Raw genomic sequence first — 1,989 nt, 5'->3', positions numbered from 1 at the left:
GTTCCTGACGGGGGCGGGGGCGCCGTGACGGACAGCGTCGACGACGGACCCGGCGCCGCGCGCGGGGGAGGCCGGGCCGGGGCGTGGGGTGCGGGGCTGCTGCTGCTCGCGGTGAGTGTCGTGATCGGCTGCCGTACGGCGGACAGCGACGGCATCACACCCGTGCCGCAGCTCCTCGCCCTCCTGCCCTGGCTGCTCGCGCCCACGGCTGCGGCCCTGCTGATGGCGCTGTTCGCCCGCTGGTGGACAGGGCTGGTGTGGGGCGTGGTCGTGCTCGGGCTGCTGGCCTGGTTCATGGACCCGTACGGCAAGACCCACGACCCCGCCGGCGCCCCCGTCGCCTCCTTCCGGGTGCTCACCGCGAACGTCGAGTTCGGCCACGCCACCGACGCCCTGGTCGGCGCCGTACGACGGGAACGTCCGGACATCGTGTTCGTCGCCGAATGCGACACCGCCCGCTGCGAGCCGGCCCTGCGCCGCGACCTGGCCGCCGACTACCCGTACCGGCAGGCCGTGGACGCCACCGGCTCCGCCGGCTCGGTCCTGCTCAGCCGCTTCCCTCTGACGCCCGCCGCCGGAGTCCAGGGCCGCATGGGCATGCCGGGCGCCGTCGCCGACATCCGCGGGCACCGGGTACGGCTCCAGCTCGCGCACCCCATGCCGCCGCTGCCGCAACAGCTCGACGTGTGGCGCCGCGAACTGGGCGCCCTGCGCGACTGGGCCGCCGCCGACCGCACCACCCCGACCGTCCTCGCCGGCGACTTCAACGCCTCCCAGGACCACGCGGCCTTCCGCCGCATCCTCGACACCGGGCTCCAGGACGCCGCCCGCCTCGCCGGGCACGCCCGCACCCCGAGCTGGCCCGCCCGCACAACACCGCTGGTCGGCGCGCAGATCGACCACGTCCTGCTGTCCCGGGACTTCTCCGTCACCGAGGCCCGCTTCCTGGACCTCCGGGACAGCGACCATCGCGCCCTTGTGACGAGCGTGACGCTGCACGCCTCCTGAAGAATCAGGACGCTAACCTTACGTGTCCGTCCTGGCCAGGGTTTGACGGGCTACAACTCACGCGAAGGGTTGCGCACATGGGCATTCTCACTCTCCTGCGGAACGCGTTCGGCCGGTCACGCAAAGCACGCACGGCCGAGGCGGAGAGTGCGGCACCGACGTCCGTGCAGGACGCCGAGCCCACGATCCCGGCCCCCTCCACGGAGCCGGAACCGGCCTCGACCCCGGAGCCGGCAGCGGCCCCGGAGGCCAGGACCGAGCCGACCCCGACGCCGGAACCGACGCCGGCCGAGCCCGCGACCGCCGAGGTCCCGTCCCCGCGCGACGCGGCGTACGAGCTGGTGGCGGCGGCCTTCGACAACGTGACGGTGCCCAAGCAGACGCAGGAGCCGGAGCCGACCCCGGCACCCGAGGCGGAGGCGAAGCCCGCCGAGCCGAAGCCGGAGGCCGCCGAACCAAAGACGGAGGCCGCCGAGCCCACGGCCGACGCCGCCGAGCCGACGCCGGAGCCGGAGGCCGCCGAACCCACGCCCGAGGCGAAGGCAGAGCCCGCAGCGGAGGAGCCCGAGACCGCCCCCGAGCCGGAAACGAAGGCCGAGGCGGAGGCCGAACCGGCGACGGTGGCCGAGACCGCCCCGGAGCCCGAGGCGGAGGAAGCCCCGGAGGCGGAGCCCGCGAAGCCGGAGGCGAAGACCGAGGCCGAGCCGAAGCCCGAGCCGAAGCCCGAACCGAACGCCGAGGCGGAGCCCGCCCCGGAGGCGAAGGCGGAGCCCGCCCCGGAGCCCGAGGCGAAGCCGGAGGCTGAGGCGAAGCCCGAGCAGGCCCCCGAACCCGAGCCCGCCCCGGAGGCGGAGACCGAGCCCGCCACGGAGCCCGAGCGGGAGCCGGAGCCCGCCGACGCTGAGGCCGAACCCGCCACCGCTGAGGCCGAACCCGCAGCCGAGCCCGAGGCCGAAGCCACGCCGACCCCCGAAGCCGAAC

Annotated in this window: 1 protein-coding gene and 1 pseudogene; both read left to right on the top strand. The window is 75.6% G+C overall.

The genetic code is table 11. The features are described 5' to 3' along the window. Nucleotides 1–24: 24 nt before the first annotated feature. The gene (locus MTQ10_RS30060; protein WP_247473723.1) at nt 25–1,008 is read left to right on the top strand and encodes an endonuclease/exonuclease/phosphatase family protein; all 984 of its coding nucleotides are present in this window, start codon (nt 25–27) and stop codon (nt 1,006–1,008) included. Between the two features lie 77 nt (nt 1,009–1,085). Further along, nucleotides 1,086–1,989 (top strand): annotated as a pseudogene (locus MTQ10_RS30055) (VWA domain-containing protein); the annotation flags it as partial.

Origin of the sequence: Streptomyces sp. XM83C, assembly GCF_023072675.1 — a bacterium.
Classification (GTDB): domain Bacteria; phylum Actinomycetota; class Actinomycetes; order Streptomycetales; family Streptomycetaceae; genus Streptomyces; species Streptomyces thermocoprophilus.
This window is presented reverse-complemented; position numbering and strand designations above follow the sequence as displayed.